Origin of the sequence: Thermopolyspora sp. NPDC052614, from assembly GCF_040678635.1 — a bacterium.
Classification (GTDB): Bacteria; Actinomycetota; Actinomycetes; order Streptosporangiales; family Streptosporangiaceae; genus Thermopolyspora.
On the sequence record NZ_JBFATZ010000031.1, the window covers coordinates 36,899 to 63,688 of the forward strand.

At 70.4% G+C, this 26,790-nt stretch carries 26 protein-coding genes and 1 pseudogene; 12 read left to right on the plus strand and 15 right to left on the minus strand.

Translation table 11 applies throughout. From position 1 onward, the window contains the following. Nucleotides 1–23: 23 nt before the first annotated feature. From AB0K60_RS36315 to ligD, 4 genes are all read right to left on the minus strand, one after another. On the minus strand, nt 24–791 hold the full coding sequence (locus tag AB0K60_RS36315) for an ABC transporter ATP-binding protein (RefSeq protein ID WP_364065981.1): 768 nt from the start codon (nt 789–791) through the stop codon (nt 24–26). 29 nt (nt 792–820) lie between these two features. Beyond that, the gene (gene cbiQ / locus AB0K60_RS36320) at nt 821–1,585 is read right to left on the minus strand and encodes a cobalt ECF transporter T component CbiQ (RefSeq protein ID WP_364065984.1); all 765 of its coding nucleotides are present in this window, start codon (nt 1,583–1,585) and stop codon (nt 821–823) included. Beyond that, on the minus strand, nt 1,585–2,664 hold the full coding sequence (locus AB0K60_RS36325; RefSeq protein ID WP_364065986.1) for an energy-coupling factor ABC transporter permease: 1,080 nt from the start codon (nt 2,662–2,664) through the stop codon (nt 1,585–1,587). Before AB0K60_RS36325 ends, cbiQ begins: the two co-directional genes overlap by 1 nt. A 161-nt stretch (nt 2,665–2,825) precedes the next feature. Continuing rightward, nucleotides 2,826–3,794: a non-homologous end-joining DNA ligase gene (gene ligD / locus AB0K60_RS36330; RefSeq protein ID WP_364065989.1), complete on the minus strand. Its 969-nt coding sequence runs from the start codon at nt 3,792–3,794 to the stop codon at nt 2,826–2,828. 172 nt (nt 3,795–3,966) lie between these two features. Between ligD and corA the strand changes: the two genes are divergently transcribed. The 4 genes and pseudogenes from corA to AB0K60_RS36350 all read left to right on the plus strand — a co-directional run bounded on the left by corA (nt 3,967) and on the right by AB0K60_RS36350 (nt 7,722). Then, complete coding sequence (gene corA, locus AB0K60_RS36335; protein ID WP_364065991.1) at nt 3,967–4,959, plus strand: magnesium/cobalt transporter CorA; 993 nt, start codon at nt 3,967–3,969, stop codon at nt 4,957–4,959. Nucleotides 4,960–5,271: 312 nt separating this feature from the next. Further along, a pseudogene (locus AB0K60_RS36340) lies at nt 5,272–5,397 on the plus strand (helix-turn-helix transcriptional regulator); the annotation flags it as partial. A gap of 78 nt (nt 5,398–5,475) precedes the next feature. Further along, nucleotides 5,476–6,063 (plus strand): hypothetical protein, encoded by a 588-nt coding sequence (locus tag AB0K60_RS36345; protein ID WP_364066052.1) that lies wholly within the window; start codon nt 5,476–5,478, stop codon nt 6,061–6,063. 24 nt (nt 6,064–6,087) lie between these two features. Beyond that, the gene (locus AB0K60_RS36350; RefSeq protein WP_364065994.1) at nt 6,088–7,722 is read left to right on the plus strand and encodes a GUN4 domain-containing protein; all 1,635 of its coding nucleotides are present in this window, start codon (nt 6,088–6,090) and stop codon (nt 7,720–7,722) included. Between the two features lie 20 nt (nt 7,723–7,742). On the opposite strand, the gene AB0K60_RS36355 is transcribed toward AB0K60_RS36350, so the two are convergent. From AB0K60_RS36355 to AB0K60_RS36365, 3 genes are read right to left on the minus strand one after another with little or no spacing between them, the layout of a single operon-like run. Beyond that, nucleotides 7,743–7,979: a hypothetical protein gene (locus AB0K60_RS36355; protein WP_364065997.1), complete on the minus strand. Its 237-nt coding sequence runs from the start codon at nt 7,977–7,979 to the stop codon at nt 7,743–7,745. After that, nucleotides 7,976–9,055 (minus strand): hypothetical protein, encoded by a 1,080-nt coding sequence (locus AB0K60_RS36360; protein ID WP_364066000.1) that lies wholly within the window; start codon nt 9,053–9,055, stop codon nt 7,976–7,978. The genes AB0K60_RS36355 and AB0K60_RS36360 overlap by 4 nt, the downstream gene beginning before the upstream one ends. Next, nucleotides 9,048–9,302, minus strand: a complete 255-nt coding sequence (locus tag AB0K60_RS36365; RefSeq protein ID WP_364066003.1) for a hypothetical protein — start codon at nt 9,300–9,302, stop codon at nt 9,048–9,050. Before AB0K60_RS36365 ends, AB0K60_RS36360 begins: the two co-directional genes overlap by 8 nt. 7 nt (nt 9,303–9,309) lie before the next feature. Here AB0K60_RS36365 and AB0K60_RS36370 point away from each other — a divergent pair, with 7 nt between their 5' ends. After that, a complete protein-coding gene (locus AB0K60_RS36370; RefSeq protein WP_364066006.1) occupies nt 9,310–9,690 on the plus strand; it encodes a hypothetical protein in 381 nt (126 codons plus the stop codon). Nucleotides 9,691–9,842: 152 nt separating this feature from the next. Here AB0K60_RS36370 and AB0K60_RS36375 read toward each other — a convergent pair whose 3' ends face one another. Continuing rightward, nucleotides 9,843–10,340, minus strand: coding sequence for an NUDIX domain-containing protein (locus tag AB0K60_RS36375; protein WP_364066009.1), 498 nt, complete (start codon nt 10,338–10,340; stop codon nt 9,843–9,845). Nucleotides 10,341–10,453: 113 nt separating this feature from the next. Continuing rightward, nucleotides 10,454–10,885 carry an ATP-binding protein gene (locus AB0K60_RS36380; RefSeq protein WP_364066011.1) on the minus strand — a complete coding sequence of 144 codons (432 nt, stop codon included), beginning with the start codon at nt 10,883–10,885 and terminating at the stop codon, nt 10,454–10,456. Nucleotides 10,886–11,233: 348 nt separating this feature from the next. On the opposite strand from AB0K60_RS36380, the gene AB0K60_RS36385 reads away from it, so the two are divergent. The 6 genes from AB0K60_RS36385 to AB0K60_RS36410 all read left to right on the plus strand — a co-directional run bounded on the left by AB0K60_RS36385 (nt 11,234) and on the right by AB0K60_RS36410 (nt 16,835). Further along, a complete protein-coding gene (locus AB0K60_RS36385) occupies nt 11,234–12,004 on the plus strand; it encodes a helix-turn-helix transcriptional regulator (RefSeq protein ID WP_364066049.1) in 771 nt (256 codons plus the stop codon). Beyond that, on the plus strand, nt 11,995–12,186 hold the full coding sequence (locus AB0K60_RS36390) for a DUF397 domain-containing protein (protein WP_364066014.1): 192 nt from the start codon (nt 11,995–11,997) through the stop codon (nt 12,184–12,186). Before AB0K60_RS36385 ends, AB0K60_RS36390 begins: the two co-directional genes overlap by 10 nt. Before the next feature lie 265 nt (nt 12,187–12,451). Next, complete coding sequence (locus AB0K60_RS36395; protein WP_364066016.1) at nt 12,452–12,727, plus strand: hypothetical protein; 276 nt, start codon at nt 12,452–12,454, stop codon at nt 12,725–12,727. A 275-nt stretch (nt 12,728–13,002) separates the two neighbouring features. After that, a complete protein-coding gene (locus tag AB0K60_RS36400) occupies nt 13,003–13,233 on the plus strand; it encodes a hypothetical protein (protein ID WP_364066019.1) in 231 nt (76 codons plus the stop codon). Between the two features lie 499 nt (nt 13,234–13,732). Beyond that, nucleotides 13,733–16,144: an ATP-binding protein gene (locus AB0K60_RS36405; protein WP_364066022.1), complete on the plus strand. Its 2,412-nt coding sequence runs from the start codon at nt 13,733–13,735 to the stop codon at nt 16,142–16,144. Then, complete coding sequence (locus tag AB0K60_RS36410) at nt 16,137–16,835, plus strand: response regulator transcription factor (RefSeq protein WP_364066025.1); 699 nt, start codon at nt 16,137–16,139, stop codon at nt 16,833–16,835. Before AB0K60_RS36405 ends, AB0K60_RS36410 begins: the two co-directional genes overlap by 8 nt. Nucleotides 16,836–16,968: 133 nt before the next feature. Here the strand turns inward: AB0K60_RS36410 and AB0K60_RS36415 are convergent, their stop codons facing one another. Next, nucleotides 16,969–17,847 (minus strand): SAM-dependent methyltransferase, encoded by an 879-nt coding sequence (locus tag AB0K60_RS36415; protein WP_364066028.1) that lies wholly within the window; start codon nt 17,845–17,847, stop codon nt 16,969–16,971. Nucleotides 17,848–18,041: 194 nt separating this feature from the next. Between AB0K60_RS36415 and AB0K60_RS36420 the strand changes: the two genes are divergently transcribed. After that, the gene (locus tag AB0K60_RS36420) at nt 18,042–21,164 is read left to right on the plus strand and encodes a BTAD domain-containing putative transcriptional regulator (protein WP_364066031.1); all 3,123 of its coding nucleotides are present in this window, start codon (nt 18,042–18,044) and stop codon (nt 21,162–21,164) included. Between the two features lie 235 nt (nt 21,165–21,399). On the opposite strand, the gene AB0K60_RS36425 is transcribed toward AB0K60_RS36420, so the two are convergent. From AB0K60_RS36425 to AB0K60_RS36445, 5 genes are all read right to left on the minus strand, one after another. Beyond that, nucleotides 21,400–21,981, minus strand: a complete 582-nt coding sequence (locus AB0K60_RS36425) for an ATP/GTP-binding protein (protein ID WP_364066034.1) — start codon at nt 21,979–21,981, stop codon at nt 21,400–21,402. 25 nt (nt 21,982–22,006) lie between these two features. Continuing rightward, nucleotides 22,007–22,396 (minus strand): DUF742 domain-containing protein, encoded by a 390-nt coding sequence (locus AB0K60_RS36430; RefSeq protein WP_364066037.1) that lies wholly within the window; start codon nt 22,394–22,396, stop codon nt 22,007–22,009. Beyond that, nucleotides 22,393–22,824 carry a roadblock/LC7 domain-containing protein gene (locus AB0K60_RS36435; RefSeq protein WP_364066040.1) on the minus strand — a complete coding sequence of 144 codons (432 nt, stop codon included), beginning with the start codon at nt 22,822–22,824 and terminating at the stop codon, nt 22,393–22,395. The genes AB0K60_RS36430 and AB0K60_RS36435 overlap by 4 nt, the downstream gene beginning before the upstream one ends. A gap of 43 nt (nt 22,825–22,867) precedes the next feature. Then, nucleotides 22,868–25,495, minus strand: a complete 2,628-nt coding sequence (locus AB0K60_RS36440) for a nitrate- and nitrite sensing domain-containing protein (RefSeq protein WP_364066043.1) — start codon at nt 25,493–25,495, stop codon at nt 22,868–22,870. A 230-nt stretch (nt 25,496–25,725) separates the two neighbouring features. Next, nucleotides 25,726–26,685 carry a hypothetical protein gene (locus tag AB0K60_RS36445; RefSeq protein ID WP_364066045.1) on the minus strand — a complete coding sequence of 320 codons (960 nt, stop codon included), beginning with the start codon at nt 26,683–26,685 and terminating at the stop codon, nt 25,726–25,728. Nucleotides 26,686–26,790: the final 105 nt, after the last annotated feature.

Sequence of the window (26,790 nt, forward strand, 5' to 3'; positions counted from 1 at the left end):
GCGAGGTTCACTTTACTTCGACATCACATTGCGTGAAGGTCATGAATCGAAGTCGAGCCCGGTACGGCGAAGCCGAACGGCAGCTCAAGCCGATGCTCGGCGAGCAACGCCGAGTCCGCCAGGATCTCGCGGACCGGCCCGTCCGCGGCGATCACCCCGCCGGACAGGATCAGCGCCCGTTCGCACAGCTCCAGCGCGTACGGCAGGTCATGGGTGACCATGAGCACGGTCACGTCCAGGCCGCGCATGATGTCGGCGAGCTCGCGGCGCGAGGCGGGGTCGAGGTTGGAGGACGGCTCGTCGAGCACGAGGATCTCCGGCTCCATCGCGAGCACGGTGGCGACCGCGACGCGGCGGCGCTGCCCGAACGACAGGTGGTGCGGCGGCCGGTCGATCGCCTCCAGCATGCCGACCCGCTCCAGCGCGTACCGGACCCGCCGCTCCAGCTCCGCGCCGCGCACGCCCATGTTCGCCGGTCCGAACGCCACGTCCTGCCGCACGGTCGGCATGAACAACTGGTCGTCGGGGTCCTGGAACACCAGGCCGACGCGCCGCCGTACCTCGCGCAGGGTGTCCTTCGCCACGCACAGGCCCGCCACCTCCACGCTGCCGTGACCGGGGGTGAGGATGCCGTTGAGGTGCATGACCAGCGTGGTCTTGCCCGCGCCGTTCGGGCCGAGCAGCGCCACCCGCTCGCCGCGGCCGATGGTCAGGTTCACCCCGAACAGGGCCTGGGTGCCGTCGGGGTAGGCGTAGGCCAAATCGGTCACCCGCAGGGACGGCTCGCTCATCACAGGCTCCAGGCTAGTCACGGCGCGCGTCACGCCAGCGTCCAGGCGAGGGCGGCCACCACGGCGGCGGACGCGGGCAGGGACAGGGCGCGGGCCCAGGCGGCCGCCCCGGCGGGGCGGTCGTCGAGCACCGGCAGCGAGCCGGTGTAGCCGCGGCTGAGCATGGCCAGGTGGACGCGCTCGCCGCGTTCGTAGGAGCGGATGAACAGCGCCCCCACCGAGCGGGCGAGCACGGGGGCGGCGCGCAGGTCGCGGGCGACGAAGCCGCGCGACTCGCGGGCGATGCGCATGCGCCGCGTCTCGTCCAGGATGACGTCCATGTAGCGCAGCATGAACATGGCGATCTGCACCAGCAGCGGCGGCAGCCGCAGCCTTTCGGCGCCCTGCAGGATCATCCGAGGCTCGGTGGTGGCCGCGAGCAGGATGCTCGCCACGACGCCGAGGGTGGCCTTGGCGAGGATGTTCCAGGCCGCCCACAGGCCCTCGGCGCTCAGGTGCAGGCCGAGGACCTCGACGCGCTCGCCGAGGCCGATGAGCGGCAGGGCGAGCGCGAACGCCACGAACGGGATCTCGATCACCATGCGGCGCAGCACGAACCCAGGCGGGATCCGGGCGACCGCCGCGACGACGGCGAGCAGCGCCGCGTAGGCGGCGAACGCCCAGAACGCCTCGCGCGGGGTGGCCACCACCACGATCGCGAAGGCGGCGACGGCGGCGAGCTTGCACTGCGGCGGCAGTCGGTGCACGGGCGAGTCGCCGGGGCGGTGGATCGTGTGACGGTGTCCCGCGCCCATCAGGTGAGCGCTCGGTTCGGCCCGTCCGCCCGCCCGGCGTCGGCGTCTGTCTTCGCTTCGCCGCGGGTACGGCGGCGCACCGCGTAGGCGACCGCCCCGCCGGCGACGACGGTGACGCCCACGCCGGCGATCCCGGCGAGCCCCACCGACAGGCGCTCGTTCTGCACGCCGCGCACGCCGTAGTCGGCCAGCGGGCCGTCGGCGAGCGCGTGGTCCTGCTCGCCGCTGTTGAAGCCCTGGTCGCCGGCGACCTTCTCCAGGCCGTCGGGGTCGCCGGAGGCGTAGAAGCTGACGACGCCGGCGAGCACGAGGGCCACCGCGACGCCGCCGAGCACGAACCCGCCGGCACGCGCCCTCCTCGGGGCCGGGCTCGGGGCGGACGGCTGCGCGACGCGCGTCTCGCCGTCGGCGGTGCGCAGGACGAGCGGGGCGGTCAGGCCGCGTGCGCCGTACACCAGGTCGGGACGCACCGCGAGCACGCTGCTCACGGTGAGCGCGGTGATCACGCCCTCGCCGAGGCCGATCAGCACGTGCACGCCGCCCATCGCCGCCGCGACGGCCCCGACGTCGATCGGGGCGGTGCCGCCGATCCAGAACAGCAGCGTGAACACCAGCGCCGCGGCGGGCACCGAGACCAGCGCCGCCGCGAACGACGCCGCCGTGATCGCGGCCTTGCCGCGCGGCAGCACGGCGGTGACCAGCCGGAACACCGCCCAGCCGACGACGGCGGTGACGATCGCCATGAGCACGATGTTGACGCCGAGCGCGGTCAGGCCGCCGTCGGCGAACAGGAACGCCTGCACGATCAGCACCACGGCCACGGCTAAGACCGCTGTGTACGGTCCGACGAGCACGGCGGCGAGCGCCCCGCCGAGCAGGTGGCCGCTGGTCCCCGCCGCGACCGGGAAGTTGAGCATCTGCACCGCGAAGATGAACGCCGCGACGAGCCCGGCCATCGGCGCGGTGCGGTCGTCGAGTTCGCGCCGCGCGCCCCGGAGGCACACGGCCACGCCCGCCGCCGCGACGACACCGGCGGAGACGGAGACGGCCGCGGTGAAGAAACCGTCTGGAACGTGCATGATCATCCTCCGATGTCCGGCCTCTCGGGCCAACTCTAGGACATCGGGTTGTAGTTGCAAAGAACTCGCAATACCAATCGACGGGCAGCCGCCGCTTCCGGCGTACACGCACGACGACGCCGGTCGTCGAACACCGGCCCCCATCGCGGCGCGTTCGTCCGTCAGGCCTCTTCCCGGGCGACCGCACGCGGGATCTTGTCATCGCGCAGCCCCCGCCAGCTCGGATGACGCAACCGGAAGTCGTCGGTCCACTCGGCGTACTGCACCTCGCCCACGATCCGCGGCTCCACCCAGTGCGCGTCCCGCGCGAACTCCCGGGGCACCGGCTCGTCGAACGGGCTCACCGGCCGCTCCAGCGGACGCAGGATCTCCTCCAGCCGCCGCAGCGTCGCGTCCGTGAACCCGGTGCCCACGTGCCCGGCGTACCGCAGCAACCCGATCTCGTACACGCCCACCAGCAGCGACCCGATCATGTTCGCCCGGCGCCCCTGCCCCGGCTTCCAGCCGCCGATCACGACCTCCTGACTGCGGAAGTTCTTCACCTTGCGCCACTCGGGACTGCGCCGCCCCGGCCGGTACGGCGACCCGGCCAGCTTGGCGACCACGCCTTCGATGCCGAGCCGTCGCGACTGGTCGAGCACCTGGCCCGCCGGACCCTCCAGATACGGGGGCACGTCCCAGCGCGGCCCCGGCCGCACCAGGTTCGCCAGCAGCGTCCGCCGTTCGGTGTAGGGCAGCCCGATCACCGGATCGTCGCCCATGTGCAGCACGTCGAACAGGAAGTACGTCGCCGGGGCGAGCGTCATAAGCCGGCGCACCTTGGCCGGATCGCGCTGATGCACGCGCGGCTGCAACGCGTTGAACCGCGGCCGCCCCTGCTCGTCGAACGCCACGACCTCCCCGTCGAGCACGCACGGCCACCCGCCGACGGCCCGCCCCAACTCGCCCAACTCGGGATACGCGGCCGTGACGTCGTTGCCGTTGCGGGAGTACAGGCGCACCTGCCCGCCCTCGACGTACGCGAGCGCCCGCACGCCGTCCCACTTCATCTCGTACGCCCACCGCGCGTCCCCCTCGGGCAACGATCCGAGCTGCGCCATCATGGGCCGATAGGCGGGCAATCCCCCCATGCCGCTTTCGTACCCCGCCATACCGCCCGGAGTACCTCATCTCACCAACAAACAGGTCAATCCACCCAGGGCGAGGTGTAGGCGTTCGACGACAGCGGGTCCCAAGCCGCCCTGTCTCAACGCGTTTCTGACGAGGATGGGCGAATCCCTCGGGTGCGCGACAATACCGCCTGTGATTGTGGACCAGGCGATCTACTGCGACGGCGTACGCGAGACCATCAAAGGCGACATCAGCGACGCGTTCACCGCCGCACGCGCCCGGGGCGACTGCTTCGTCTGGATCGGCCTGCACGAGCCCACCCAGGAGGAGTTCGACCTGATCACCGGCGAGTTGCAACTGCATCCGCTGGCGGTCGAGGACGCCATCGACGCCCACCAGCGGGCCAAGCTCGAACGCTACGACGACACACTGTTCGTGGTGATCAAGCCCTTGCTGTACGTGGAGAAGACCTCCGACATCGAGGTCGGCGAGATCAACGTCTTCCTGGGCCGGGACTTCGTCATCACCGTCCGCCACGGTCAGGCCGCCCCGCTGGACGTCGTGCGCCGACGCGTCGAATCCGACCCCGATCTGCTGGCCGCCGGTCCCGCCGGGGTGCTGTACGCGGTCTGCGACCACATCGTCGACACCTACTCCCGGATCACCCACGAGATCGAGAGCGACCTCATCGCGCTGGAGCACCGCGTCTTCAGCGGCGGGCATGAGGACGCCACCGCCGACATTTACTCGCTCAAGCGCGAGGTGCTGGAGTTCCGCACCGCCCAGGACCCCCTGATCCCGGTCCTGGAGGAGATCGTCAAAGGACGGGTTCCCCTGTGCGCCGACACCCGCGAGCAGTTCCGTGACGTGCTCGACCATCTGTTGCGGGTGGACTCCCAGGTCGACGAGCACAACGAGCTGCTCACCAGCGCCCTGAGCGCACACTTGGCCCTGGTCGGCCGCGAGCAGAACCAGGCGGCCATGCAGCAGAACGCCGATATGCGCAAGATCTCGTCGTGGGCCGCCCTCATCGCCGTCCCCACGATGATCGCCGGCATCTACGGCATGAACTTCGATCACATGCCCGAGCTGCACTGGGTGCTCGGCTACCCGCTCACCCTGGGCGTGATGGTCATCGCCGTGATCATCGTCTACCGGCTCCTGCGCAAGAGCGGCTGGCTGTGACCGTGCCGCTGGACCGGCCGAATAACCGGCCGTGACTTGTCGCGGCGGCACCAAGAACAGTGCCAAGAACGGTGCCAAGAACGGTGCCAAGGACATGGTGCCGCCGACGTCCCCGCCCTCGCCATGACAGAAGCGTCGACTAATCCCGTACAACTATGCGAAAACGACCAGAGGCGCTTGGTAACGTTCCAATCGATGACTACTCTGTCTGATCAGAATTATGTGACTGCTTAACAGAATGCCAGGAAAGGCGCCGATGACGGCTTCTTCGTTCGGCAGGGAGTTACGTCGTCGCAGGCTCCTCAACGCGGGTTGTCCCTGGCCGATCTTGCCGCGCAAACCGGGTTTAGCAAGGGCCATCTTTCCAAAATTGAAGCCGGTCGACGGCCCTCGCCCGATCTGGCCCGCCGCTGCGACGCGGTTCTGCGGGCGGAGGGTGAGCTCATCGCCCTCGGCGCCGTCACCGGACGACGGCGTGCCACACACCGGCGCGACGAGGTCGCGCCGCCCCTTGACGTGGAGTGGACGATCCGGCTGGCCGCCGACGGCAACGGCGAGTTCGGCGCGGTCATGTCCGGGCGGCCGATCCTGCTCCGCTTCGCGGCCGTGTCCGGCGATCTGGAAGCGCAGTCCGCGCTGCTCGACGCGACGATCCGGCTCGGGCGGGTCGCCTCGCCCGCGACCGTCGTGCCGATCGCGATCGCTCAAGTACACGCGCTGCGCGCCGTGCTTGCGCGCAGCCGTGGCCGGTCCCGCAAGGCCCTGCTCGCGCTCGCCGCACGCGCGGCCGAGTTCACCGGATGGATGGCTCAGGAGACAGGCGACGCCGCCGCGGCGAACTGGTGGACGGATCGGGCGGTCGAGTTCGCGGTGGAATACGGGGATCGCGACCTGGCCGAGTACGCCAATGTACGGCGCGCCCTGGTCACCCTCTACGACGGGCGAGCGAAGCAGACCGTCGAACTCGCCGAACGGGTACGGGCCATGCACGCCATTTCCCCTCGTGTGCGCTGGTTGGCGGCCCTTCGGGCGGCGCAAGGGCACGCGCTGGCCGGAGAGGCCACCCTATGCGCCTCCGCGATCGAGCACGCGCACACGCTCTGAGAGCAGGCCGGCCGGGACGGCTCGGTGAACACCGAAGCGGACACCGGCAGGCTGCTCGGCACCTCGGTGCCCGTCGGCCTGATGACCCATCTGGTCCGCGGCTGGTGCCTGCACGACCTCGGCCGCCCCGAGGAGGCCGCGGATCTTCTCGCCACCGCCATGCCCGCGATCTCCGCGCTCTCCCGCCGCTCCCGGGCCAGGTTCGCGGTACGGCAGGCGCTCGCCCTGGCCGACGCGGGTGACACGCGGCGGGCCGGCGCCGTGGCGACCGAGGCGCTGGAGGACATCCGCCTCGTCGACTCCGCGACCGTCAGGGCCGACCTCAGGGCGTTCGCCGCCGTCATCCGCCGTCATCCGCCGTCGTCGGGCCGACTCGGCCGTGGCGGAACTCTGGTCGGAACTGCCCCTCCTGCTGGAGCCCGGGTGATTCCGGCGACACGGAACATCATCTTCATCAGCTTCCGCACCGGGGACGGGGATGTGCTCGCCGACCATCTCGACACGGTGCTCCGCAAGGAGTTCGGCGACGATTACGTGTTCCGGTCCGGCCGATCGATCCCCCCGGGGACTCCGTTCGACGATGTCATTCACGACGCGCTCGACCGTACTTGCGTGCTGCTTGTGATCATCGGTCCGCGCTGGGCCGGCGGGACCGCCCCCGGCCGGCGCATCGACGACCCGGGAGACTGGGTGCGCACGGAGGTGGCGCGATCACTCGCCGCCGGGATCCGGGTGATACCCGTGCTGCTCAACGGCACGCCGCTGCCGCTCGCCGATGAGCTGCCCGACGAGCTGAAGGACCTGAGCAAACGTCAGGCCGTGCCGTACCGGACCAAGTTCGGGCCGCACGACAGCGCCTACCTCATCGCCAGACTTCGCGAGATCCACGAGATCGGCAGGCTGCCGCCGTACCGGGGGCCGGTTCACCTCCCGCCGCGAACGTCCCGGCGGCTGGATCTCCAGCCTCTCGACGATCTTCTGACGGCGAGGCGCTGGGAGGAGGCCGACAGGGAGAGCGCTCGGATGCTCTGGGCGGCGGCGGGCGGCGATCCGAACACCTCGCGGGCGCATCTGATCCGCGTGGAGGAGATCGACGACATCGCCCGCGAGGATCTCGACGCGATCGACCGGCTCTGGCGGCACCACAGCGACGGGCGTTTCGGGTTCACCCCCCAACTGGACGCCCTCCGGCGGAATCGGCGTGACCTGCTTTCCTTCGGCAGAGCCGTCGGCTGGTGGACCGACCGCTGGATCTTCTACTCCGAGGCGCGGTTCTCCCTCTCGGCGCCCCGCGGCCATCTTCCGATCCTCGGGCCCGTGGGAGGTGTCCACGCCCCGTGGCGGCTGCGGCAGTTCCGTCACTCGTACGGCACGCTCGCCCGGATACCCGTCGAGCTCACGCGCTACCTGAACGACCCGGAGACGGCCAGGCGGGAGCACGCCCAGACGGTGGACGACTCGTTCGGCTGGCGCGAGTACATGAGGCTGCACACGATCGCCACGTTCGATCTCGTCGCGGCGGCGCTGAAGGGCCGAGGCCGGCCGCTGCGCAGGACGCTCATGGAGGCTCCGGCCCGCCGGATGGTCTCCAACTACACTCAGCTGATCAGCGTGGTCTGGGCGATCAACCAGGTCAGGCTGCTCGACCGGCTGGACTGAGGCGTCCCGGCCTCGCGCCTTCAGCAGGCTCCGATCCGCGTCCCGTCCGGGGCGTAGACGTAGCCGTCGCTGCTGAACCAGCAGTCGGGGACACCGTCGTAAACGCCCGAGTAGCCACCGGCGCCGAACCGTACCTCGGGCACGTCACCAGAGTCGACCTCGACAGGAACACCGGGCGTGTCGAACGAGTCGGCGCACGGCAATCCGGGTACGGCGTCGAAGGGCTCGATTTCGGCAGGTTCATAGGGAAATATCACAGCAACTCCTCGGTGTCCGGGGCCGCCGCCTTGCGGCGTTTGGGCTCCTGATGGAGGCCGGGGGCCGTTCCGGCGAACGGTTGCGGGATCGGACGTGTGGCGTCTTTGAACGCGCGCAGGCGTGCGTGGGCGTCTCCGATCAGCCGATGGGCGGTCAACGCGACCACGAACGCTCCGCCGGCGATTACGACCTTGACGAGCGCGGGCCCGGGAACGAGGAGGCAAAGTGCTCCGCAGCCTGCGGCGACCTTGACCCCGGTGGGGATCGCGTTCCTCCTCGTCACCTCGCCCCTGGCCTGCTCCGCCGTGCTCCGTCCACTCGCTCGCCCCCGCTCTTCGCCCGATTCGGTCGTACCGGACGATCGTTGCCGCGGATCCTCCTTGGCCGGGACCGGCAGGTGAGTCTCGGCGGTCACGGTCGCCGCGGTCAGGTGGGTCAGCATCGACAGGTCGGCCATATGCGCCGCGGGCCACCCGGTGACCACCACGTACGGTTCGCCGGTGGAGGCGAGGGCCGCCCACAGAGTCTCGGCCCGCTCCTCGGGAAGCGCGGTCACGTGGCCTTCGCGCCAAGCGGGTGGCGGCGGGGCCTCGCCGGTCTCCGCGGCCGGCCAGGGGGCGGGGCCGTACTCGCTGGTCCTGGGCCGGCCCATGGACAGGTCGTCACGGGCCATCCAGACATCGCGCACGAATTCCGAAAAGCACTCCGCCGCGACCCGCCGCCCCTCGGTTCTCAGCCACGCGAGTGCGGGGATCTCCGCGGCGGCGGGCGGGCCCTCCGACAGCCAGCCGACCATGCCGTGCAACGCCCGTCCGACGCGGTCGGCGGCGAACTCGGGCACGAACTTTCCCGTCATGTCCGCGACCGCGACCAGCACTCGCCCCTCCCGGTTCCTGGCGAGCAGGAACCGGCTCCCCTCCTGGAGCCGATGTGCCTGGCCGCGGCCCAGAACGGCGCGCCACAGCCGAATCCGCCACTCACCGTTCAGATCAACCGGCTGGGCCCGCCACCACGTGTCCGACAGGTGCGTACGGCTGACGACGACCGGGGCCCAGCCGGTCCGGTCGTCACTCATCGTCTTCCTCCAAGTCGAGGTTGGTGAGCACCCCGTCCCGCAGGATGGGGGCGTCGCCGACCAGCTCGAACAGCCTGTCGATCTGCTCTTCCCGCACCGCCTGCAGCGCGCCCTCCCCGGCGATGACGTCGTCGGCCTCGGTCACGATGTCGTGCAGGGCCGCCAGACGGGAGCGGTGGAAGAACCCGCCGAACAGGCGACTGCGTAGTTCCGCGTGTTCCTGCGCGGCCTCGGTCCGCTCGGCCATCGCATTCGTGATCCTCATCTTCCCGGCCGCCGCCTGCGTCCGGATGTGCTGGAGCAGCGTGAAGGCGATCGGCCGGTGCAGGTTCCTCGGGTCGAGGGAGTCCGGCCGCCAGCCGTCGATCAGCCGCCCGATGCGCTTGCAGGTCCCGCTGCCTCTTCCCGTTCTGCATCTGCACGAGGGCCGAGACTCCGGTCGAGGCGAGACCGGCGACCACCTGCGCCCGGCCGAGCTGGGCGCGTCGCGCGAGATCGTGCACCGACAGTTCCCGTCTCGTCTCGTCCATCTGGAACTGCGCGGCCAGCCGCTCCTCGTTCATCGCGACCTGGGCTTCCAGGTTCCTGGTCGCGTTTCGGTTGCTGAGGTACGTCTGGATGGCGTTGAGCACTAAGGGAGCACCAACGAGGATGAGGGACGTTGAGATCGGTTCCATGCGGGATGCGTCTCTCTGGGGAGCGGACCTTGCCACCCACTCTCGCAACAGCCGCCCCGGTCCTTACAGACGTGCACGGCCCCCTTTTGGCATGAAACCGTGAAACCCGATCACCAGGGAGAACGCAGCACCTCGGGCAGCGGGGGCACGTCGCCGCGGACCAGGTGGTCGATCAGCTCGGCGAGTCCATAGGGGAAGATCCGTTCATCCGAACGTCTGATCTCCGCGGTGCTCCACCAGCGAAATCCCGTGATCATCTCACGCTCGTACACGTCCCAGCCCGACGAATCCACCTGAAGTTCACGCACCCCCAGGTAGAAATGCCAGTCGAGACCGAGCAGGACTTCATCGTCCACACGCCACGCCCCGACGCCGACCGCGACCGCGCGCCCCAGCTCTTCGGGGGCCACGGCCAGACCGGTCTCCTCCCGCAGTTCGCGCGCCGCGGCGACGGCCAGCGGCTCGCGCGGCCCCACCCGCCCGCCGGGCGCGGTCCATTCCGGCCGGGTACGGCGAGTGCCCCCGCCGTACCCGCGAAACAGCAGCACACGAGCGGCGGCGTCGACGACCAGAACACGCGCGCTGGTGCGCAGGGTCGGAATACGCACGCCCATCACGATATTGACGACACACCCCACTGACGAGTGCATCAGGCGTGCTGGCCGGGACCGCTCGGAGGCCGGCAGCAGGAAGACCGCGATGGCCGGACCACACGAGTCGGTCACCGGTTGTGCTCGGTCTGGAACCAGACGACGCGTCCGCCGGGGACCTCGTGCCAGCCCCACGCGGCGGACACCTCGTTGACGAGCCACAGCCCACGCCCGCCCTCGCCGTCCAGGTCCAGCTCGCCCGGGTCGAGCGGAGCGTTCGCAGGGGAGCCGGCGTCCAGCACCTCCACATGGATCACGTCCCCGACGTGGGCGAGCGTCACCGTCACCCGCCCGTCCGGCCTGCGGCCCGAGTCCGAGTGCCGTACGGCGTTCGACACCAGCTCGCTGACGAGCAGGACGACGTCGTCCCACTCCCGGTAGCGCGCGCCGGCGAGCACCTGCCGGACGTACTCACGCGCACAGGCGACGGACTCGGGGACCCCGGGCAGGTCCACCCGGCCGAGCAGCCCGAGCGGCTCGGCGGCCTCGGCACTCGCGCTCATCGGATCCCCCTGCCGTCGGCTGCGGATGGCGTCGCCGTGGAAGGCGGGAGTGCGATTCTGCTCATACGTCTACTCGATTCACCCGTTTTTTTGGGGTAATAACCCATCTCCTCGAAACCGCCAGATGATGCGGTGCACCTAGGCTGTCCCGACCACGGGCTTTTCATACGCGATTTCGAAAGCCAGCACAGACCTGTTGACGTCAATGAAGGGTCTCCCTGGGCCGCGTGTGGTAATAAAAACCTCTAGCCCCTTGGCTCCCCCCTTACCCGAAGGCCCAAAATGGACATAGACCCCTCAGTATCCCCACTAGACCCTTCATCTCCGCGAATCAAATTCGGCACCGAGATGCGCCGCCTCCGCGAGGCGGCCGAACTGACCCAGTCGGCGGTGGCCGCCCGCCTCGGCTGCACTCAGACTCAGGTAAGCCGGATAGAGATAGCCAAAAGGGTGCCATCGAGATCAAACGCGGAGAGGTTGGACGAACTGTTCGGCCTGACCGAAAGGCAGTATTTCGTCGGCCTCTACCGACGCATCATTTCCTATCCGGCAGGACAGGCGTGGTTCCTCGATTGGGTAGACGACATAGAACCTGTCGCCGTCGTCCTTCGGTCTTGGGACCCTCTCCTCATCCCTGGCCTGCTGCAGACCGAGGCATACGCGCGGTGCGTCTTCGGTCAAGAACCCCGCATTACGCCCGAGGAGGTGGACGATCGCGTCACTTCACGGCTACAGCGTCAACGGGTGCTCGCCAAGAAGAACCCTCCGTCATACATGGCCCTGATCGACGAATACACGCTGCACCGCCGCGTAGGCACAGCAGAGGTGATGCGAGAGCAGCTTGCCCACCTACTCCAGATGGCAAGCCTCCCAACGATCTCCATTCAGGTGGTCGACACGCAATGTCTGGCAGGCATGCTGGGAGCATTCACGATAGCCGAACTACCGAACGGGGAAGCGGATGCGATCCTTGCCGATTCATCGGCGGAGGGACAGGTCACCGACGATCCCGACATCGTCAGCTCCATCTGGAGTCGCTATGACATGATACGCCTGTATGCGTATCCTGAGCGCATATCGCTAGAAATGATCGAGAAAGCGAGACATGAATGGACATGAGCATGGCCGCCTGGCGCACGTCCTCGTACTCTGGCGGCAACGGCGCGCAGTGCGTCGAGGTCGCCGACAACCTTCACGACGTCGTCGCCGTCCGAGACAGCAAGAACCCCAGCGGGCCGGTCCTTACTTTCACCCACAACGAGTGGCACACGTTCATTGCCGATCTGAAGGCCCACTCGTAGTCACGAGGTGCTCCATGACCTGCGCCACTAGGTGGCGCAGGTCATCGCATTTCGGACATCCTTCGTTAGAGAAGAGATCTCACCGGCCGTCCTGGCCGTGTGGGGGTTGACGCCCAGGTGTGCCTGGGCAGCGCGCGGGCGCGGACGGGGCGGATGGCTCATGTGCCTGGGTCATCGGGCGGCGGAGGCTTTGGTTGTCCGAATCCGGCGGACAGCGGTCAGCGAATGATCCGCCGGTGACTCAATGCCTGCGAAAGGAACGCTAATGAAGCGCATCTCTCTGGCCGTCGCCGGGCTCGTCGCCGCCGGCGTGTTGGGGGTCGGCGCGTCGCCGGCCGCCGCCGTCGCCGACACCGCCAAGGCGAGCGCGACGGCCGGATCCGCCAGCCTCCGCCTGCCCGGGAACCTGCCCAACCTGCGCGGCAAGTACTGGACCTTCAGCGGCTGCCAGCAGGCCGGCCATGACGGCATCGGGCGGGGGCACTGGACGCAGTTCCACTGCTCGAGGGGCACCCTGCAGTGGGTTCTGTGGACTGACTGACATCAGAGCCGGTCGGCGCACCCTCTCCGTGATGCGTGCACGCACGGACGCCGACCTGGCGGCAGCGGTCCTCGGGCAAATCCGCGTCCGTTTCCCCAAGGACCGCTGCCGTCGACTTCTCCGACACGTCGACCGCGCGGTGAACGACGCTCCGCTCAATAAGGCGACCTTTCAGGTGGGCGGAGACGACCAGGGTCGGCCATCGCGTCAAGAATCGTCGCGGCTATCCCTCGGACCCTCCCGTGTCTTTTACTGACAGCAAAGGAGCTATATACATGAAGGGTATGTCGGTATTCATCGCCGGACTCGTGGTCGCGGGGGCGCTAGGAGTCGGCGCGTCGCCCGCCGCCGCCGACACCGCCGCAGGCGTCGAGCGGGGCAAGTACTGGCCTTATGCCAGGTGCATCGCGGCAGGCGCGCGAGGGGCGGCCGAAGGGCTGTGGTCGAGGTACTACTGCGCGCGCGACGCGGCCTCCGCCTTCTGGGTGCTGTGGACCGATCGCTGAGCACGACGCGGGCATAATAACCCATCAGCGAGCTAGTAGCCTATAAGTTAGCAACCCATGCAATTCAGGGTCGATTACGGCGGCCTTTTCATGGGTTGATCCACGATAAAAAGGGCCGGTACCGCTCGGCGGACCCGGGGACAGGTAGAGTTTCAGGCGTATCCCGATTGATGCTCGTCGCGCCATCGCGGAGGAGTGGAATGCGCCTTTCGTCGAAAATGTTCCTTGCAGTCGCGGCGTTTGCCGTCACCACGGCGACCACGGGTGCGGGTCCGGCCGCGCAGGCCGGATCTCCCGAGGCAGCCTGGACCCGCATAGGCTCCTATTTCTCTAAGAGTAGCTGTGAGCGGGATTGGCGCGAAAAGTACGCCAGACGCTGGAGTAAGCACCTGTGTACGCAAGCCGCACGGTTCTCGGCCTGGGAGCTCTATGTGCGATGAGCGCGGATTCGGCGAGTGCGGATTCGGCGGTCATCTCCGTTCGCTCGCACCATCGGGCGGTGCGGGTGGCCGGTGTGGCCGGTGCGCTCGTCATCGCCGTGCTCGCGGTCAGGCTCGGGGTCGTCCTGCGGGCCGAGGAGCAGTGGCTCGCCATGTACTACTCGCCGCCGGAGATTACGGACGAGGTGACCCGGCTGCTGGTGGGCGTGCCGGTGTGCGTGGTCGCGGTGTTCCTGCTCGCCGACCGGTCCGGGCACCGGGCGGGTGTGCTGCTGGCCGCCGGCGCCGTGTGGATCGTGCCCTCCGCCATGTTCGACCTGCTCGCCTCGTACGGCGGCGGGGCGGCGGCGGAGGGCACGGCGATGGTTCTGCTCGGAGCGATCGGAATCGCTGGGCGGCCCCTGACCGTGCTGCTCCTGGTCCTGTGCCTGCTTGGTGATCCGCCGTTGCGGCGGCGGCATTGGGTGGTCGTCGCGACCGCCGGGGCCGCGTGCGGGGGGCACGCCGCGGTGTGGGCGCTCAGCGTGCCCGGCGCTCCCCCGTTCTTCAGCCCTTGGTCCGAGACGGCCGTGAGCGAGTGGGCGGCGGAACTGCTGTATCCCGCCCAGGAGATTCTGTGGTGGGCGAGGTGGGTGGTGACGGTCTGCGTGACGGCCGAGTTGGTCGGGCGCGCCGTGGGCACATCCGGACGGCGCGACCGGCGGGTGGGCGCGCTGCTCGCCGGGGCCTATCCGGTCTGTTGCTTTCTGCTGCTGTCCGACGTGGGCGGGTCCGTGCCGACCGTGGCGGCCCGGGCCGTGGGAAGCATCGTGTGGATCGCCATGATCTGCCTGATGGCCGCGCGGACGGGCATGTGGCGGCTTGAACGCGCCACCTGCCATCGGCTGGCCGACACCTTCGTGCTCACCATCCTGGCCGCCGTCGCCGTGTGCGCGGCCGTACTGGTGTGGGCGGCGTTTCCGTCCGATGGCGAGACGATGACCTTCGCCGTCGCGGGAGGTGCGTTCGTGGTCGGCTGGATCGTCAGGCCCATCGTGCGGCGGACATCGCTGGCGGTGGAGCGGGCCTTCTACGGGCCTCGCGCCCGGCCGCATGAGGCCGCGCGGGCGCTGGCCGTACGGCTGCGGCTGGCCCCGCATCCGGAGGACGTGCCCGAGCAGATCTGCCGGAGCGTGGTGGAGGACCTGGGGTTGTCCGGGGCGGTGGTCGAGATCGACACGCGGTCGGGGCCTCGGCGGCTGGCCGCGTTCGGCGCGCCCGTGACCGAGCCTCGGCAGGTTTTCGTGCTGCGGCACCACGGGAAGGTGACGGGGCGGCTCATGGTGGCGCGTGACGGGGCGAGCACGCCCAGCGAACGCGACACCGACCTGCTGTCGCTCCTCGCCGACCAGGCCGGTCCGGCGCTGGCCGCGCTGCGGCTGGGCGAGGAGGCGCAGGCCGCCCGGGAGCGTCTGGTGCTGGCCCGCGAGGAGGAGCGGCGGCGGCTGCGGCGGGAAATTCATGACGGGCTCGGGCCGCAGCTCGCGGCCGTGCAACTGCGGTTGGGGATCGCGCAGGCGTGCGGCGCGGTGGATTCGGTGGCGTCCGAGCAGATGTCCGGGCAAAGGTCTGGGCAAATGTCCGGGCAAAGGTCTGGGCAGGTATCCGGGCGGGTGTCCGAGCAGGCTGAGCAGGCGTCCGAGCGGTTACGGCTGGCCTCCGAACAGTTGCGGCTGGCCACCGACGTGCTCGGTGAGGCGCTGACCGAGCTGCGGCGCATCACCGCCGGGCTGACGCCCGCCGCTCTGGTGGAACACGGTCTGCTCGTCGCCATGCGGACTCTGGCGCACCGGCTGAGCACCGATGCCGTACGGATCACGGTGACCTGCGCGGACGACTCGCTGCCCGCCCTGCCGCCCGCGGTGGAGACCGCGGCCTACCGCATCGCGGCCGAGGCCGTGACCAACGCCGTCCGGCACGCCAGGGCCGGGCGGGTGGAGGTCGTCTTCGCCCCCTGCCCCGGGGGCCTTTCGGTCACCGTCACCGATGACGGGACCGGTTTCGACGCCGAGGCCGTCGCGGGGACCGGCCTCGGTTCGATCGTGGAACGCGCCGAGGAGATCGGCGGAACGTCCCTGATCGACAGCGGCCCCCGGGGCACGATCGTGAGCGCCACCCTCCCGATCAGGCCGAGCACGGACCTGAGCGGCGCCCCGCGACTCCTCCCGAGAATCACCGGCACGGACCTCATCGGCATCGGCTCGGACCCCATCACTACCGGCACCGGCACGATCACCGGCAATGCCTCAGACTCCCCCGGCAACGGTGCCGTTGTCGGTGCCAAGATCGACATCTGCGCCGATGGCGGGGCACGAATCAATCCATGCGTGAGCGCGGCAGCCCTTTCGGGCGGCGGCCCCGCCGCGATCTCTCGCATCACTCCGGTCGGAACCGGCACCCACACGAACAGCGACAAGGATCACGATGAGTGAATTCGCCGATGCGCCCGATGGACAGGCCGGGGCGAGGAATATGCCGGTCTGGCGGGTGATGCTGGTCGACGATCACCCGCTCTTCCGGGAGGGGCTCGCCGCGGCGGTGGATCTGGACGACGACTTCACGGTCGTGGCTCAGGCGGCCACGGGCGAGGACGCGCTGACGGAAGCGGCGCGTACCGGCCCTGACCTGGTCATCATGGATCTCGGCCTGCCGGGGCAGTCGGGCATCGAGACGATTCGCCGGCTCTCGCACGCCCATCCCGATGTGCGCGTCCTGGTCATGACGATGTCCGAGGACGATGACAACCTGCTGGCGGCGATACGGGCCGGAGCCCGGGGCTATCTGCTCAAGGGCGCGGTCCGCGAGGAGGTCCTGCACGCTTTGCACACCGTCGGGAGGGGCGGGGCGGTGTTCAGCCCGCGCATGGCCGAATGTCTCGGACGCCTGTTCACCAGCCTCGGGACGGCTCCGGCGAGAGACGCGTTCCCGACCCTCACGGACCGGGAACGCGAGATCCTCGACCTGCTGGCCGGGGGCCTGACCTACCGGCAGATCGCCCAGCGGCTGTTCGTCGCGGAGAAGACCGTGCGCAACCACATGGGCTCGATCTTCGCCAAGCTTCAGGTGCGCGACCGCGCCACCGCGATCATGCTGGCCCGCGACGCGGGACTGGGCACGAACTGACCTCGGCCGGTCCGCGCACAACGGCCCCGCCGAGGCGCCCTCGCCGGGATCGCGATGTCTCATCCCGCGCCCCGCGCCGCACGTACCGCGCCGGTCCGGGCGGCGGGGGCGTTCTCGTGTCCGCGGCGATGGGTCAGTTCTTACGGCCCACGCCCGCCAGGATGTTGTTGTAGATGTCGTTGGGCGGCAGGAGGAGGGCGGCCTCCTCGGGGTCCATGCGCCACTCCAGCGGAGAGACGAGCCCGGGCTCGATGAGTTCCATGTCGCCGAAGAAGGCGGCGATCTCCTCGGGGGTCCGGAAACGGCCGGTGCCGAGGCGCTCGGCGAAGAGACGTTCGCTGTCGACGGCGATCTGGGCGGCGGCGGGGTTGCGTTCGCCGGGGTTGCAGAAGTGGGAGATCACCAGATGGCTGCCCGGGGCGAGGACCTCGCGGAAGCGGGCGGCGATGCCGCCGGGATCCTCGTCGTCGTTCAGGTGGTGCAGGATCGCCATGAACAGCAGGCCGAGCGGCTCGTCGAAGTTGATGAACTCGCGCACGCCGGGGTGGTTGAGCACGGCCTCGGGGTCGCGGAGGTCGGCCTGGATGACCGTGGTGGTGTTGTTGTCCGCGAGCAGGGCGCGGCCGTGGGCGAGCACGATCGGGTCGTTGTCCACGTAGACGACGCGGGCGGTCGGATCGACCTCGTGGGCGATCTCGTGGACGTTCCCCTGGGTGGGCAAACCGGAGCCGATGTCGAGGAACTGCCGGATGCCGGCCTCGCGCGCCAGGTACGTCACCGCGCGGCGCAAGAACATGCGACTGGCGCGGGCCATCGCCGGCGCTTCGGGAACGGTCTTCAGGATCGCCTCGCCCAACTCGCGGTCGGCGGCGAAGTTGTCCTTGCCGCCGAGCACGAAGTCATAGACGCGGGCCACGCTCGGCTTGCTGGGATCGATCCCTGGGGGTACGCGAACTTCGTGCTCATCATCGCGGTACTTGGCCCAACTCCAATTCTGGTTTGTGTCAGACACGCCTGGGCCTCTCATAGTCCATATCGTGGTGAAGCGGGCGGATGGTGATCATAGCGCTGCTGCCGCCAAAACAGGCGGCATCATCAAAGTTTGTCACATATCGGGTGGGGCCGTACCGTGCGAAAAGGGCAACCGGTAACGTGCATTGGCGAGATAATCCAGGTTGTCGGATAACTCCCTTAATGGATGGTTTCGTGAAATTTCGGGTGCTGGGCCCGTTGGCCATGACAGCCGCGGACGGCCAGGAGGTGTCGATCGGCGGCAACAAACTGCGGATCGTGCTGGCCGGCCTGCTGCTGCGCGCCGGAGAGACCGTCCCGGTGAGTCGGCTGGCGAGCTGGCTGTGGGATGAACCCGACGATCCGGACCGGGCGCGGGCGACCGTACAGAGCTATATCAATCGCCTGCGTCGTCTGCCGGAGCTGCGGAATCTCCTGCTCACGGCCCAGGACGGCTACCGAGTGGCGGTCGACGCCGAATCGCTCGACCTGGTGCGCTTCCGCGAGCTGACCGCGGTCGCCCGGTCGGCCATCGCCGCGGGCGACCGCGCCGCCGCCACCGACACGCTGTCCGAGGCGGTCAGACTGTGGCACGGCCCGCCGTTGTCGAACGTGGATTCGATCGCGTTGCATCGCGACGAGGTCGAGCCGCTCACCGAGGAGTGGCTGCGGGCGCAGGAGCAGTGGGCCGATCTGTGCCTGGAGGCGGGGAGGCACAGCGAACTGGTGCCGCGGCTGCATGAGCTGACCCGGGCCCATCCGCTGCGCGAGCCGCTGTGGGAGCGCCTCATGCTCGCGCTCTACCGATCCGGGCGCACCGCCGAGGCGCTGCGGGCCTACCACACGCTGGGCGAGGTGCTCGCCGAGGAACTCGGCGTCGATCCCGGTCCGGCGTTGCGCGCCCTGCACCAGGCGATTCTCACCGACGATCCGGCGCTCAAGCCGCCGACGGGGCCGTCCGCGGGCGCGGGGCCGTACGGGGGCGGCTGGGGAGAGGCGACCGCCTCCCACGCCTCCCCGGCGGACATCCGGGCGACGGACGCCCCCACCGTGACCTCCCCCACCGTGACCTCCCCGGCCGAGATCTTCCCCGGCGCGGGCGTCCGGGCGGAGGACGGCCTCACCGCGGACGCCCATGCGGCGAGGCGTCCCCAGGAGACACCGGAGACGCGCGGGGCCGGGCCGCTACCGGCGGGTCCGACGGCGGCGGGTACGCAACCGGGCGCGCATCCAGGGGCACATCCCGCCGGGGAGAACCCGGTGCCACGCCAGCTTCGCCCGGACATTCCCGGTTTCGCCGGTCGGCGGGCCGAGTTGGCCGCCCTGGATCGCCTGCTCGACCAGGCGCTCGGCGACTCCCCCGACGCCGACCGCCCACCGGTGATCGTCTCCCTGCAGGGGACGGCCGGCGCGGGGAAGACCGCGCTCGCCGTGCACTGGGCGCACCGGGTGCGTGACCGCTTCCCGGACGGCCAGCTCTACCTGGACCTGCGCGGCTACGGCCACGGCAGGCCGGTCGAGCCCGCCGCCGCGCTGGAGACCCTGCTGCGCGCGCTCGGCACCCCCGCCGACCGCGTCCCCGTCGGCCTGGACGAGCGCTCGGCGCTGCTGCGCACCCTGCTCGCCGGCCGCCGCGTGCTCCTGCTGCTCGACAACGCCGGGGGCAGCGAGCAGGTCGCGCCGCTGGTGCCGGGCTCGGGGGGCATGGTGCTGGTCACCAGCCGCAACCAGTTGCGCGGGCTCATCGTCCAGTACGGCGCGCGCCGCGTGGTGCTCGACCAGATGCCCGCCGCGGAGGCCGCCGAGCTGCTCGCCGAGGTGCTCGGCCGCGAACGCGTCGCCGACGACCCGGCCGCCGTGACCGAGATCGTCGAGCGGTGCGCCCGGCTGCCGCTCGCGCTGCGCATCTTCGCCGAGCGCGCCGCGCGGTTCCCCGACACCCCGCTGCGCCGCCTGGCGATGGAGCTACGCGACGAGCGCGGCAGGCTGGCCGCGCTGGACACCGGCGACGGCGACGACACCGACCTGCGCATGGTGTTCTCCTGGACCTACCACGCCTTGGACGACGCGGCCGCGCGGATGTTCCGCCTGCTCGGCCTGCATCCGGGGCCGGAGATCGGCACCGGGGCCGCCACCGCGCTGATCGGCGCCGACCAGGCCGCCGCCACCCGGCTGCTGGACCGGCTCGCCGCCGACCACCTGCTGCGCTCCCGCTCCCCCGGCCGCTACGACTTCCACGACCTGCTGCGCGCGTACGCGAGCGAACGCGCCCGCGAGGCCGGGGACGGCGACGAGCCGCTGCGCCGCGTGCTCGACTGGTACCTGCACGCCGCCCGCGACGCGGCCCGCCACCTGCCGCCCGGCGATCGCGTCATCCCCGCCGAGCCGGTGCCGGACGACGTGACGCCGCCGGACTTCGACGACCCCGAGGACGCCGTCGGCTGGTTCGAGGCCGAGCTGGCGAATCTCATGGCGGCCGTACGCGCCGCCGCCGCGCTCGGCCACACCGGGCACGCCTGGCGCATCGCCGCCGTGCTGGTGTTCTTCTTCGACTTCCACGTGCCCGGCCCGGCGTGGGCGGACGTGCACCGCGTCGCCGCACAGGCCGCGCGGCGGGACGGCGAGCCGCAGGAGGAGGGCCGCGCGCTCAATCACCTCGCCGAGGTGCACGCCCGGCTCGGGGAGCTCGACGCCGCCGTCGCCCGCAACACCGAGGCCCTGGCGCTGGCCAGGGGGATCGGGGACCGCGACCTGGAGGGGTTTGTGCTCGCCGACCTCGGCACCGCCTACTTCCGGCTGGGCGCGTACGAGGAGTCCATCCGCTGCTACAACCAGGCGCTCGCGATCGCCCAGGACAACGGCGACCGGCGGCTGGAGGCCGAGACGCTCGACCACATCGCCCGCAACGACAACGGCCTGGGCAGGCACGACGTCGCGCTCGACGGCGCCCGCGCGGCCCTGGCGATCTACGACCGGATGGGCGACCCCTACCACCAGGGCGAGGCGCTGCGCACGATCGGCGTCGCGCAGGCCGGTCTGGGGCGGCTCGCCGAGGCCGCCGGCTCGTTCGGCCGCGCCCTTGAGCTGATGCGGCGGTTCGAGGACCGGCGCGGCGAGGCCGACGTGCTCGACCACCTCGGCCGCGTGCTGCGCGACTCCGGCGACCTGGACGGCGCACGCGCCCGCTGGGCGGAGGCGCTGGCGATCCTCACCGAGTACGGCGACGCCCGCGCCGCCGGCCTGCGAGAACGCCTGCGGGAGATCGACGGCGCCCCTGTCGGCGACCTCGCCGACCTCCCGCAGACGCCGCGTGCCTAGGCGATGGTCGCGCCCGCCGGGGAGGAGCGGATCCATGCCCCCCTGACCGCTCCGGCTCGCGCCCGGTTCGCCGGCCCCCTCGCGGCCTCCCTCATGGCGCTCCTCCCCGTTCGTCCATCACCTCGGCGGGCACGACGCTAACGACCGCCGTTGGCAGATGGCTCACAGCGCTCTCGCACATCGGTCGCTCTCGCACATCGGTCGCCGCACCCGGGCGGCGGGACGACGCGCCAGGTCAGCCGGTCGCGGCGTTCCCCGCGGACTCCGCGCGCCTCCTGGCGTTGACGGCCATCGCGTGCTGGACGAGGGTGATGAGCGCCTGCTTGCTCGAGGTTCGCTCACGGGCGTCGCAGAGCAGGACCGGGACGTCGTCGCCCAGGTTGAGGGCGAGCCGTACCTCGGAGAGCTCGTAGCGGCGGGCGCCGTCGAAGCAGTTGACCGCGACGATGAAGGGGGTGTCGCGCCGTTCGAAGTAGTCCACGGAGGGGAAGCAGTCGGCGAGGCGGCGGGTGTCGGCGAGGACGACCGCGCCGAGGGCGCCCAGGGACAGCTCGTCCCAGACGAACCAGAAGCGCCGCTGGCCGGGGGTGCCGAACAGGTACAGCACGTAGTCGTCGCTGATCGTGATGCGGCCGAAGTCCATCGCGACCGTCGTGGTGTTCTTCGCCTCCACCCCGGACAGGTCGTCGATGCCGATGCCCTGGTCGGTGAGGATCTCCTCGGTACGCAGCGGCCTGGTCTCCGAGACCGAGCCGACCATCGTCGTCTTGCCGGCGCCGAAACCGCCGGCGATCAGCAGCTTGATCGCCGTGGGCATCTTCCTGCGCCGTCTGGCCGCACCCTTAGAGCGCTCTGAGTCCATCCAGCACCGCCTTGTAGAGTCGCTCGTCGTGCATGGTCAGCTTCGGCGTGGGCGGCGCCTGGACCTCGACGTATCTGCGGTCGAGCAGGTCGCCGATGAGGACGCGGATCGTGCCCGCGGGCAGGTCCAGATGGGCCGCGATCTCGGCGACGGACGTCGGCTCACGGCAGATCCGCATGATCTTGAGGTGCTCGGGGTGCAGGCCCGCCTCGGCCGCGGGCGGGCGCCGGATGGCGACCACGAGGGAGATGAGGTCGAATCTGCCCCGGGCCGGCTGCGTGCGGCCGTAGGTCATGACGTAGGGGCGGACCACCGGCCCGGCCTCGGCGTCGATCCACCACTCGTTTTCGGCGAACTCTTCGGGACTCATCGCGCGGCATCGCCCTTCCCGGGCGGCTGTGAGACGCGGGCGGCCGAGCTGAGGTGCTGGCCGACGCGCGTCACGAGCATCGCCATCTCGTAGGCGACGAGGCCGATGTCGGCGTTCTCGGTGCACAGTACGGCGAGGCACGCGCCCTCGCCCGCCACGGTGACGACCAGGTAGGCGGACCGCATCTCGACGATGGTCTGCCGTACGGCACCGCCGCCGAACCGCTCCGCCGCCCCCTTGGCCAGGCTCTGGATGCCGGACGCCACCGCGGCCAGGTGCTCGGCGTCCTCCCGGCCGAGCCCTCGGGACGAGGACATCAGCAGGCCGTCCTTGGACAGGACCACGCCGTGCTCGGCCTCCTCGGTCCGCACGATCATGTCGTCGATCAACCAGGTCAGGTCGGCGGTCGAACCTGTTCTCTGTGCCACTTGCCTCAGTCCTCTCTGTGCCTGCTGCGGGCGGTCGCCGTCGTCAGGCGGACGGCGGGCCGCCCTCCCCGGGGCGGTGGGAGTCCTCCAGCTCGGCCCGCATCCGGGCCGCGTCGGTTCTGCCGCGGCGGGTGCCGGCCTGGAAACCTGCCATGATCCTTCGGACTTCCTCGGGCGACCGGCCGTCGTCGTCGATCGGCTCGTCCCGCCCGATCGGGCCGTCGGTGCGCAGCGCCGGGACGAGGTTCGCCTGGGGCACCCTTAAGGGCAGCCCTCCCGGCGTGTACTCCATCTCCGGCGCCTGCGGCTCCGGCTCGGCGGCGGGTTCGGGTGCGGGAGGTTTCCCTGCGGCGTCCCAAGATTCACGAGGTTCCGCACGTTCCGCACGTTCCGCGGGTCCCGTGGATGCTGCGGCTTCCGTGGGTGCTGCGGCTTCCGTGGGTGCTGTGGGTTCCGTGGGTGCTGTGGGTTCGGTGGGATCAGTGGACTCCGCGGGTTCCGGCAGGGCGGAGGGCTCCGGCCCAGGACGCCCCCCGGGCGCTCCGGGCCGCACGGTACGGCTGCGCGTGGGCAGGCGGTCGGGCGTGCGGGACGCTCCGGAGGCGGCGCGGCGCGGTCCGGTGGCGGGGCGCGGTTCGGCGGACTCCAGGTCGCCGCGCTGCACGGGCACGGAGGGCGCCCAGCCGGAGGCGTCCACCTCGGCCTGCGAGACCTCCCGGGCGCCGGCCCGGACGATCCGGGCGATGCCGCCGGCGACCTGTGACGCGTCGTCGTCCGCCGGTTCGGCCTCGCCCATCGGGGTGATCAGCTCGCGTGGCAGGAGCACGACGGCGGTGGTGCCGCCGTACAGCGAGTTCTTGAGCGCCACCTTGACGCCGTGCCGTTCGGCGAGCCGACTCACCACGTATAGGCCGAGCTGGGACGTGCTGGCCGGGTTGAACTGCGGTGGGTTGGCGATCTTCTCGTTCGCCGCCGCGAGGTCCTCCTCGCTCATGCCGAGCCCGCGGTCCTCGATCTCGATCACGTGGCCGTTGGCGACCATCTGGCCCGAGACCTGCACGACCGTGTACGGCGGCGAGAAGGACACCGCGTTCTCCACCAGCTCGGCCAGCAGGTGGATGACGTCGCCGACGGCGCGGCCGGCGAGCCCGACCTCGCCGACCGGCATCAGTGTGACGCGGGTGTAGTCCTCGACCTCGGCGAGCGCGCCGCGCACCACGTCGATCATCGGCACGGGGCGGCGCCAGGCCCGGCCCGGCGTGGCGCCGGAGAGCACGATGAGGTTCTCGGCGTTGCGCCGCATGCGGGTGGCGAGGTGGTCGATGCGGAACAGGTCCTTCAGCTCGTCGGCGTCGGTCTCGCGGCGCTCCATCGCGTCCAGCAGGGTGAGCTGCCGATGCACCAGCGACTGCGTACGGCGGGCCAGGCTGAGCAGAATGTCGCGGATGCCCTGCCGCAGCTCGGCCTGCTGGACGGCGGTCCTGATCGCGGTCTTCTGCACGTCGTTGAACGCCTGGCCCACCTGGCCGATCGCGTCCGACCCGAACTCCAGCGGCGGCGCCTCGGCGTCGACGTCCACGCGTTCGCCCTGGCCGAGCCGCTCGACCACGCCGGGCAGCCGCCGCTCCGCGAGGTCGCGTGCGGCGACCGCGAGCCGTTCGAGCTGCTGCAGCAGCGCCCGCGCGGTGGTGATCGACAGGATGATCGAGGCGACGACCGCGATGAGCCCGAGGCCGCCGGCGAGCACGAGCCTGACGATGACGCCGATCGTGAAGGGCGTGGCCCGCCCCACCAGTTCATCGATGCCGACCAGCAGCAGGCTCTCCAGCTCCTTCTGCAGCGGGGCCGCCGCGGCCTGCCACTGGGCGGCGCTGATGCCGGGGGACGCGCCGGCCCGGCCGTTCTGGATCAGGCGGTCCTCCAGGGCCCGGAAGCCGGTGGCGAGGTCGCTTTTGATCAGGTTCTGGTACCGGGCGCGGTCGGCGTCGGGCAGCTCGGCCGCGACCTCGGCGTGCACGTGGCGTTGCGCGCCCACCGCCTGGACGAACTGGGCGTAGTCGTCATCGGTGAAGCGGCCCGCCGCCAGCACGCCCGCGACCAGCGCGTCCTCCCGGGTCAGGATCTCCTTGGCGCGGTTCATCGCGATCAGCGTGCGGGCGTCCCGGCCGATGCCCTGATCGTTCAGCACCTCGTTGGAGTTGTAGATGCCGAACATCCCGTCGATCACCCTGTTGTAGATCTGCATCGCGGTGACGCGATCCACGCCCAGGGAGTCGATCGACGCGCGGCTCGTGCCGAGGCCGTCCAGCACCCGGAACGCCTCCTGGATGCGCCGCTCCTGGATGTCGTTGGCCGCCGCGCGCACGTCGTCGTCGTCGGCCAGGGACCGGAAGTTGGCCGCGGCCCGGTCCACGCGCGCCCGCTGGGCGACGAGCGCGGTCCGCTGCTGGCGGCCGGGGGTGGCCAGGTAGATCGTGGTGAGCCGGCGTTCCTGCTGGAGGGAGGTGACCAGGACGAGGCCGGGCTGGCCGGTCTTCTGGTCGATGGTGCTGATCCAGAGCAGGCTCAGGCCCTCGCGCAACGTCACCCACGCCGCGAACATCCAGAGTGCGGCGAGAGACAGCAACAAAGCCGTGATCTTCGTCCGCACCCGCAGGTTGCGGGAACTCATCGCACCGTCCCAGCGAAAATCGGGGGACTCGCAACACGTCGGGGATCAACGGTTGTCGAGGACCGGAACTGATTCAGCGGCAGGGCCTGCCGCCGCCTCATACTCGCGGCACCCTAGCAACTTCGATAAATGCCCTCAAGGAGAATCGACATAGATAACGGTATGCCCCAAGTCAGCGATGAACCCATGTATCGACTATTTTCAGTAAGATTTCCGTGAAATGTCTGACTTCACGGCTGAAATAGCGCGCGGGCCGCGAGATGCAGGCTCGCGATGATCGCGGAGCCGACCACCGACGCGGGATGGTAAAGATCCTTGTCATGCCACATCGCCGGGCCCGGCCGTTCGAGATCCTCGCCGAGGAGGTAGGCGTAGCCCCGCCCGACCGCCCGTCTGCACCGGTGCACGTCCTCGGGGGCGACCGCCAGCACGATCTGCAGGGCGTACGCCGTCTCCTCCGCCGTACCCTGCCACAATCCCCACGAGCCGTCCTCTCGCTGGGTGTCGAGCGCCCAGCGGGCGGCGAGGCGGACCGCCGCCGCGGCGGGGGCTCCGACGCCGTAGCGGGCGAGGGCGAGCGCGCAGCACGCCGTGGCGTAATACGGCGAGGCGTGCCAGCGATCATTCCAGCATCCCGCGTCATCCTGCCGGTCGGCCAGCAGCGCGGATAACGCGTTCACCTCCGCCGTATAACGTGAATGATTATCGGGATTTCCGGCGAGATACTCGCCGAACGCCTCGAGCACGTGCGCGTTGACGCTCACCGAGAATCCCTGTTCGCCCTGCCATGTACAGAAATGCGTGGGAACGCGATAGGGCCACAGGCTGTCGGGGGGAATTCGCCGGCCTGGCGAACGCATCGCGTAAAGCGCGTACAGCGCGGCCGACGTGGTGTCGGCGTCGGCCGGAAGGCCGGGACCGGCCCACGTGCCGGTGCTCCCATACGCGCGCGCCAGATCGTCGGTCACCTCGGGCGGCACGGCGACGCGGATCCCGGCGCGGAGCAGCCCGCCCACCACCCAGGCCCGCTCGAACACCGAGATCGGCAGGCCGCAGGGCACCGGGCCCCCGTACCGCCGTACCACCGTCTCCAGATACCGCCGCGCCGACTCCGCCGCCGCGGACGCCTTCGCGCCCGCCAGCCACGCGGCGGTGGCGGCGGGCGACGCCCCGATCGTGCCCGGCTCCACCGGGCACACCCCCGGCGCGCGGGCCCGAGCCCATCCAGCGCAGATCGTTGGCGATCTTGTGCAGGGCCACCGCGACGACCCTGAGCTGGCCGGACAGCTCCACCA